At 64.4% G+C, this 7,272-nt stretch carries 7 protein-coding genes; 2 read left to right on the plus strand and 5 right to left on the minus strand.

All coding sequences use genetic code 11. From position 1 onward, the window contains the following. Positions 1-7 precede the first annotated feature (7 nt). Positions 8-1,036, plus strand: a complete 1,029-nt coding sequence (locus LB529_RS16800; protein ID WP_224711704.1) for a zinc-dependent alcohol dehydrogenase family protein — start codon at positions 8-10, stop codon at positions 1,034-1,036. A gap of 232 nt (positions 1,037-1,268) precedes the next feature. Here LB529_RS16800 and LB529_RS16805 read toward each other — a convergent pair whose 3' ends face one another. Further along, on the minus strand, positions 1,269-2,378 hold the full coding sequence (locus LB529_RS16805) for a TRAP transporter substrate-binding protein (protein WP_095769385.1): 1,110 nt from the start codon (positions 2,376-2,378) through the stop codon (positions 1,269-1,271). 267 nt (positions 2,379-2,645) lie between these two features. On the opposite strand from LB529_RS16805, the gene LB529_RS16810 reads away from it, so the two are divergent. Continuing rightward, positions 2,646-3,419 (plus strand): gamma-glutamyl-gamma-aminobutyrate hydrolase family protein, encoded by a 774-nt coding sequence (locus tag LB529_RS16810; RefSeq protein WP_095769386.1) that lies wholly within the window; start codon positions 2,646-2,648, stop codon positions 3,417-3,419. Positions 3,420-3,437: 18 nt separating this feature from the next. Here the strand turns inward: LB529_RS16810 and LB529_RS16815 are convergent, their stop codons facing one another. From LB529_RS16815 to LB529_RS16830, 4 genes are all read right to left on the minus strand, one after another. Further along, the gene (locus tag LB529_RS16815) at positions 3,438-3,824 is read right to left on the minus strand and encodes a hypothetical protein (protein ID WP_224711705.1); all 387 of its coding nucleotides are present in this window, start codon (positions 3,822-3,824) and stop codon (positions 3,438-3,440) included. Positions 3,825-4,017: 193 nt separating this feature from the next. Beyond that, positions 4,018-4,998, minus strand: a complete 981-nt coding sequence (locus LB529_RS16820; RefSeq protein ID WP_224711706.1) for a 2-hydroxyacid dehydrogenase — start codon at positions 4,996-4,998, stop codon at positions 4,018-4,020. After that, positions 4,995-6,017, minus strand: a complete 1,023-nt coding sequence (locus tag LB529_RS16825; protein WP_224711714.1) for a LacI family DNA-binding transcriptional regulator — start codon at positions 6,015-6,017, stop codon at positions 4,995-4,997. The genes LB529_RS16820 and LB529_RS16825 overlap by 4 nt, the downstream gene beginning before the upstream one ends. Positions 6,018-6,083: 66 nt before the next feature. Then, positions 6,084-6,968 carry a DMT family transporter gene (locus LB529_RS16830; protein ID WP_224638127.1) on the minus strand — a complete coding sequence of 295 codons (885 nt, stop codon included), beginning with the start codon at positions 6,966-6,968 and terminating at the stop codon, positions 6,084-6,086. Between the last annotated feature and the right edge of the window lie 304 nt (positions 6,969-7,272).

A 7,272-nucleotide genomic window follows, 5' to 3' on the forward strand; every position in this document is an offset into this window, starting at 1 on the left:
GATACCCATGAGAGCCGTGCGGCTGGAAGCGGTAGGTAAGATCGGGTTGCGCGAGGCCGCAAAACCCGTTCCCGGGCCTGAGGACGTTCTGGTGCGCATCGAGGCCTGCGGCGTCTGCGGCACCGACCGCCACCTCTTCCATGGCGAATTTCCCTGCACGCCGCCGGTGACGCTCGGCCATGAGTTCTCCGGCATCGTCGAAGCGGTCGGCGCGGCGGTGACGGGCATTGCCGTCGGCGACCGCGTCACCGGCGATCCGAACATTGCCTGCGGGCGCTGCGCCCATTACCATACCGGCCGCGTTAATCTCTGCAGCAATCTGCGCGCCATCGGCATCCACCGCGACGGCGGCTTCGCCGATTACGTGCTGATGCCGCAAAGCCAAGCCTTCCGACTGCCCGCAAACCTCAAGCCGCCGCATGGCGCTTTCTGCGAGCCGCTCGCCTGCTGCCTGCACGGCGTCGACCTGGCCGCGATCCGGCCGGGCGCATCGGTCGTGGTGCTGGGCGGCGGCGTCATCGGCCTGCTCGTCGTGCAGCTGGCCAAGCTCGCGGGCGCGGCGACCATCATTCTGTCGACCCGGCAGGCTTCGCGTCGTGCGCTCGCCGAGGAACTCGGCGCGACCGCGACGATTGACCCAAGCGCCGGCGACCCGATCGCGGCCGTCGCCGGGCCGAATGGCCTGGCGCCCGGCGGCGTCGACGTGGTGCTGGAATGCGCCGGCGTCCGCGACACGGTGGAGCAGTCGATGCGCATGGCAAAGGCGGGCGGCACGGTGGTGATCGTCGGCGTCGTGCCGCAAGGCATGAAGGTGGAGATCGAGCCGTTCGATCTTCTGTTTCGCGAATTGAAGGTGCTCGGCTCCTTCCTCAACCCGTTTACGCATGGACGGGCGGCGCAACTGATCGCCTCCGGCGCGATCGAGATCGACCGGCTGATCTCGAAGCAGGTCAGCCTCGAAGAAGCACCGGACGTGATCGCCAATCCGCCGGCGCCGGGCGAGGTCAAGGTGCTGGTGGTGCCGGGCCAAGGCTGACCCACTTCCTGGGAAAGCGTTCCAGTTCACTGATGTACAGGCGCTGGCGCTGCCCGTCATCTGGCTAGGCGCGGTTTTCCCTTCTCCCCTTGTGGGAGAAGGTGTTGCCGAAGGCGACGGATGAGGGGTGCTCCAGCTTGGCAAGGACGGCGATCCTTCCAACACCCCTCATCCGTCTCGGCGCTTCGCGCCGATCCACCTTCTCCCACAAGGGGAGAAGGAGGGCGGCGGTCTACAGCTTGCCGTTGCGCTGCTGCACCATCATGAAGGTGTCGTAATTGTATTCGGCGACCTGGGCCCAGAGATAGTGCTCCTTGCGGAAGGCCTTGATCGATTCCCAGATCTTCTTGAACGGCGCGTTGTTGGATTCCATCTCGGCATAGACCTCGTTGGCCTTCTCGAAGCAGGCGGCCATGATCTCCTGGCTGAACGGCGCCAGCTTGGCACCGTTCGACACAAGCCGCTTCACCGCCGCCGGATTGAGATAGTCGTACTTCTGCAGCATGTTGGCGTCCGCCGCTTGCGCGGCGGTATGCACGAGCGACTTGTAGGCCGGCGAAAGCTCTTCGTATTTGGCCTTGTTGAACATCAGATGCACGGTCGGGCCGCCTTCCCACCAGCCGGGATAGTAGTAGTAGGGCGCAACCTTATAGAAGCCGAGCTTCTCGTCGTCATAGGGGCCGACCCATTCGGCGGCGTCGATGGTGCCCTTCTCCAGCGCCGGATAGATGTCGCCGCCGGCGATCTGCTGCGGCACGACGCCGAGCTTCTGCACAACTTTGCCGGCAAAGCCGCCGATGCGCATCTTGAGGCCCGAGAGATCGGCCACCGTGTTGATCTGCTTGCGGAACCAGCCGCCCATCTGAACGCCGGTATTACCGCCCGGCAGGCCGAACAGCCCTTGCGTGGCGAGGAACTCGTTGAACAGGTCGATGCCGCCGCCATGATAGTGCCAGGCATTCATACCGCGCGCGTTGAGCGAGAAGGGCACTGCGGCACCGAGCGCCCAGGTCGGGTCCTTGCCCCAGTAATAGTATGCGACCGTATGGCAGGCCTCGACCGTGCCGGCCGTGGTGGCGTCCGCAGCCTGCAGGCCGGGCACGAGCTCACCGGAGGCGAAGACCTGGACCTGGAAATTGCCGTCGGTCGCCTCCGACAGCATTTTTGAGAAGACTTCGGCGCCGCCATAGATCGTGTCGAGCGATTTCGGGAAAGACGATGCAAGCCGCCAGGTCACCTTGGGATTGGACTGGGCAATGGCGGGCGTGGCAAGCGCCGCCGCGGCTGCCGCGGCGCCCACGCCGGACGCACCGGCCTTGCGAATGAAAGAACGACGATCCATTAAGTTTCCTCCCTTGCGGATCAGCTGACCGACGTCAGGGCATCCTCGTGCCCGGATCGGTTGGGGAAGAAACATACACAGGCAAAGAGTCGAGTCCAGTGTTGCGGGCGAGGGTTGCAGCCATTCCGGCGCCGCGTGCAACTATAGTCTAACGAGCCTGCCGCTGGCCCATGCAAGGCAGCGAAACTTGCCATGGCAAACTGCCCTCAGATCGCCTATTTTGTAGGCAGATTAACTCCTTAGCTCTCGAAGGAACCCAAACCCAAAATGCAGCAACCGCTCGTCGCAGTGTCGTCCGACGTCCGCCAGTTCGACAATTACACCTGGCACGCGGCACCCCAGCAGTATCTGGAAGCGGCGGTCGCCGGCGCCGGCGTGTTCCCGCTGCTGGTGCCGTCCTTCGGCGACCGGCTCGATTTCGACGAGTTGCTGTCGTCGGTCGACGGCGTCATGGTGACGGGCTCGAAGTCCAACGTGCATCCCTCGCTCTATGGCGGCGATCCCAGCGAGGCCAACGGCCCCTACGATCCGGCGCGTGACGCAACCACGCTGCCGCTGATCCGCAAGGCGATCGAGCGCGGCGTGCCGTTGCTTGCCATCTGCCGCGGCATCCAGGAGCTGAACGTCGCGCTCGGCGGCACGCTGGGCACCGAGATCCAGGAGCGCGATGGCTCGCTCGACCACCGCGCGCCGGTGAGCGACAATCAGGACGAGCGCTTCGGCATCCACCAGACGATCTCGATCAAGCCCGGAAGCTGCCTTGCCGGCGTGTTCGGCGCCGGCGAGATCAAGGTGAACTCGCTGCATCGCCAGGCGATCGACCTGCTGGGCTCCAGGCTCCAGGTCGAGGCTTTGGCCAGCGACGGCACGATCGAAGCAGTCTCCGTCAAGGATGCCCGCGCCTTCGCAGTCGGCGTGCAATGGCACCCCGAATACTGGGTGAAGTCGGACAGCAATTCCGCCAAGATCTTCAAGGCCTTCGGCGATGCCGTGCGCCTGCATGCGGCCGCTAAAACAGGCGCCCGCGCCGCGGCAGAGTAGGCCTGGACAGTTCTGCGGCTATTCGCTTGTGCTCAGCGCCAGAAGCGGCGCGGCCGGCGCGTAGGATTCGTAGCCGTTGCCATCGGCAACGCCGAAGGTGACGATCGGATCGACGCCGTCCTCACTGAAAGCGACCGAACCATCCGCCTGCTCGCGCCAGAATTTCGCGTGCTCGATGCCAGGCATCAGCTTGCGGCAGTTCGGGGCGACGGAAAGCAACGACAGGCCTTCCGAGACTTCGGCGCCGCGGTGGATGGCGCAGGCCGCTTCATCGCCATTGGCGGTCAGCCGATAGGCGTTTGTCGGGATGAGTTCGGTGGCCTCGCTTTGGCCGTTGCCGCCATGCAGGAACTGAACGCCCCCGAACAACGCTGCCGATGCTGCCAAGCCAACGAACAGCTTCACCCCGCCTCTCCGCACATAACCAAGTATGCAGAATGATTCCAAAGGGTTAAGTGGGCGTTAATAAATGTGGCGACGCGTGCGGATTGGAGCATTTCCAGGACGGCTTTCCGTCCGGAATTGCACCAAAGCAAAGAGACAGGCGCGGTTTGCCGTTTCCGTGAATTCGCCGTTTTCCCTGAAACGGTGAAACGCCTCAGGCTCGCGCCTTGACGTTGAGCGTCTCGGGCACCGGCGTCAGCGGCCGGCGGTCGGTAAACCACGCCACGAGGTTGTCGGCGCACAGATCGGCCATGGCGCGGCGGGTGTGGACCGACCCCGAGCCGACATGCGGCAGAAGCGAGGCGTTGGGAGCATCGAGCAGGGCCTGCGGCACGTTCGGCTCGTCGGCAAAGACGTCGAGCCCGACGGCTGCGATGGTGCCGCTCTTGAGGGCGGCAGCAAGGGCTGCCTCGTCCACCGTCGAGCCGCGGCCGATATTGACAAAGACGCCGTTCGAACCCAGCGCCGACAGGACCTCGGCATTGACCGCCTTCTCGGTGGAGGCGCCGCCCGGGGCAATGCAGATCAACGTGTCGACGGCTTCGGCAAGCCCCTTCAAAGTGGCGTGATATTCGTAAGCCAGGCCTTCGACCTTGCGGCGGTTGTGATAGGCGATCGGCAGGCCGAAGGCTTCAAGGCGATGGGCGACGGCCCGGCCGATGCGGCCCATGCCGAAGATACCGACGCGGCGGCCACGCAATGTAAGCCGGCTCAGGCGATAATTGCCCTTCGTCACCCAATCGCCGTCGCGCAGCCATTTCTCGGCGGCGTAGAGCTCGCGCACGGTGTTGATCAGAAGGCCGATGGCGGTATCGGCGACCTCCTCGGTCAAGACATCGGGCGTGTTGGTGACCATGACGCCGCGCTTCGCCGCGTGACCGGCGTCGACGGAATCATAGCCGACGCCGAAGCTGGCGATAATCTCAAGATTGGGCAGCGCATCGATCATCGCCGCGTCGATGCCTGCATAGGAGGCGATGCCGCGCACCGTGGCGCGGATCTCGTCCGTAACCAAAGACGGATCGGCGCGTTCGATCCGCACACACTTGAACGCCTCGTCGATGCGGCCGAGGGCATGGTCGTTGAAATCGCCCGGCACAAGGATGGCGACCGGCAATTTTCCTTCGGCCTTCATGCACGCTCCACTGGCTTGCCGGTCGACTGCCGCACATGCAGTTCCGGCTTGATCAGCTCCTGCGAGGGCCGCACTGCCTGTCCGTTCAATTTGTCAAGCAGGGCGCTGGCGGCGCGGCGGCCGACCTCGCGCTGGCCGTTCCAGACCGTGGTCAGGGCCGGTGTCGCGATTGCCGCCTCCTCGAGATCGTCATAGCCGGTGACCGAGATATCGACGCCCGGCACGAGGCCGGCGCGCGCGATGCCGTTCATCAACCCGATCGCGACCAGATCGTTCCAGCAGCAGGCAGCGGTGGGCCTGTCCTTCAGCGCCAGAAACTGTCCCGAGGCTTCGAAACCCGCCTGCTTGGTGCGCGGCCCGGGAATGCGCCAGGACGGCTTCACCTCCACGCCGGCCGCCTCCATCGCGTTGAGATAGCCCTGGTAGCGGTCGCGGCCGGTCGAGGTCTGGTCGGTGCCGCCGACCATGGCGATGCGCTTGTGGCCGAGCGAGATCAGATGATTGGTGGCGAGCGCCGTGCCATAGGCATCGTCGCCGCGGAACACCGGCACATCGGCGCCGGCAACGGTGCGCGCGATCAGCACTGCCGGCAGGCCGTTTTCCTCGGCCATGATGATGTCCTCGGCCGGTGTGCCGATGGCCGGCGACATGATGACGCCGTCGGCGCCGAGCTGCAGCAGCGTGTCGATGAAGGTGCGCTGCTTTTCCAGCTGGTCGTAGTGGTTTGACAGGATGAACGTCTGGCGGCTGCGGTCGAGCTCGCTTTCGATCGAGCGCAGTATCTCGGCGAAGAACGGGTTCATGATGTCGTGCACGACGACGCCGACGATGCCGGAGCGCGAGGTGCGCAACGAGGCGGCGCGGCGGTTGTAGATATAGCCGATGGCGCGGGCGTGCTCCTTGATGCGCTCGCGCGTCGTGCCGGCGACCAGCGGGCTGTCGCGCAGCGCCAGCGACACCGTTGCCGTGGACACGCCGAGCGCATCCGCGATCGTCGAAAGCTTGATCTTCTGTGCCAGTGCCCTTCGCTCCCCAGGGTCTTTAAATTTTTTAAAACGGCCTTATGCCACCGGATTCGGCGCAAATCAAAGTTTTTTCGCCAGCGCCTCGGCCTCGGTGTCGAGCGAGGCGGAGTTGCGGACGCGAAGCCGGTGCTCGCGATGGATGATGTAGAGCCCGCTGGCAACGATGATGGCGGCGCCGAGCAGCGTCCAGCGGTCGGGGAACTGGTGGAAGATCAGCCAGCCGGAAATGATCATCCACACCATCTGCGAATAGGGATAGGGCGCGAGCTGGGTCGTGGTCGCCAGACGATAGGCTCGGACCAGCAAATAGTGGCCGCCGGCACCGAAGACGCCGAGCATCAACAGGATGACCCAGTGCCAGCCATCCTGCGGCAATGACAGCGAGAAAGGCAGCAGCGGCAGGAGGAGCACGGCGGGCGCCAGCGCCGAAAAGAGGATCAGGCTCTCCGAGGTCTCCGTCGACGACATGCGCCGCGTCATGATCACGTAAAAACTGTTCGACAGCATCGAGCCAAGCGCGAAGAGATGACCGATGCCGAACACGCCGACGCCAGGCCTGGTGATGATCAGCACGCCGACGAAGCCGGTGAGAATCGCCAGCCAGCGCCGCCAGCCGGCCCATTCGCCGAGCAGCGGGCCGGCAAGCGCGGTGATGACCATCGGGCCGAAGAAATAGATCGACGTTGTCTCGGCCAACTGCAGCGTGCGCAGCGCCAGGATATTGAACATGGTCGAGCCGAACAAAAGGACGCCGCGCAAGAGGTGCGCCGGCAGGTTGTTGGCGCGGAAGCGAACCGGCTCGCGCCAGCCGCGCAGGAAGATGCCGACCAGCAGGACATGCATGGTGAAGCGGGCCCACGCGACGATCAGCGCCGAGACGCCGGCCAGCACCAGATATTTGCTGGAGGTGTCGAGAAAGGTGAAGCAGACATAGACGCACAGCATCAAAAGCATCGCCGCGGGCGGCGTTGCGCTGTCGTCATTGTTTCTGGGAGCGCTCAAGGTCGGGCCGAAGGAAGATAGACGGTATCCTTCTGAGGCAATCGGCCGTTGCCAGCAAGCCAAAAGCGACTGGCCCAACAAGCGCTTCGGACAGGCTTAGAGCGCATTGTTTCTTGGCGATGGCCTGAGAGCACTTCGCGGTCGTCATTCTATGGCGGAGCAAGGAGCGCAGCGACGCGCGCAGACCCTAGAATCCTGTGTGTTGGTTCTGGTGTATGGTTGAAGTGGGAAGGAGACCGAATGAATC

Source organism: Mesorhizobium sp. CA5, assembly GCF_020165105.1.
Lineage (GTDB): Bacteria > Pseudomonadota > Alphaproteobacteria > Rhizobiales > Rhizobiaceae > Mesorhizobium.

Bases quoted from the DNA above. Each gene is read 5' to 3' on its own strand.
- LB529_RS16810 (WP_095769386.1), top strand. From the start codon at position 2,646: ATGCAGCAACCGCTCGTCGCAGTGTCGTCCGACGTCCGCCAGTTCGAC.
- LB529_RS16830 (WP_224638127.1), bottom strand. From the start codon at position 6,968: ATGCTGTGCGTCTATGTCTGCTTCACCTTTCTCGACACCTCCAGCAAA.
- LB529_RS16800 (WP_224711704.1), top strand. From the start codon at position 8: ATGAGAGCCGTGCGGCTGGAAGCGGTAGGTAAGATCGGGTTGCGCGAG.
- LB529_RS16805 (WP_095769385.1), bottom strand. From the start codon at position 2,378: ATGGATCGTCGTTCTTTCATTCGCAAGGCCGGTGCGTCCGGCGTGGGC.
- LB529_RS16820 (WP_224711706.1), bottom strand. From the start codon at position 4,998: ATGAAGGCCGAAGGAAAATTGCCGGTCGCCATCCTTGTGCCGGGCGAT.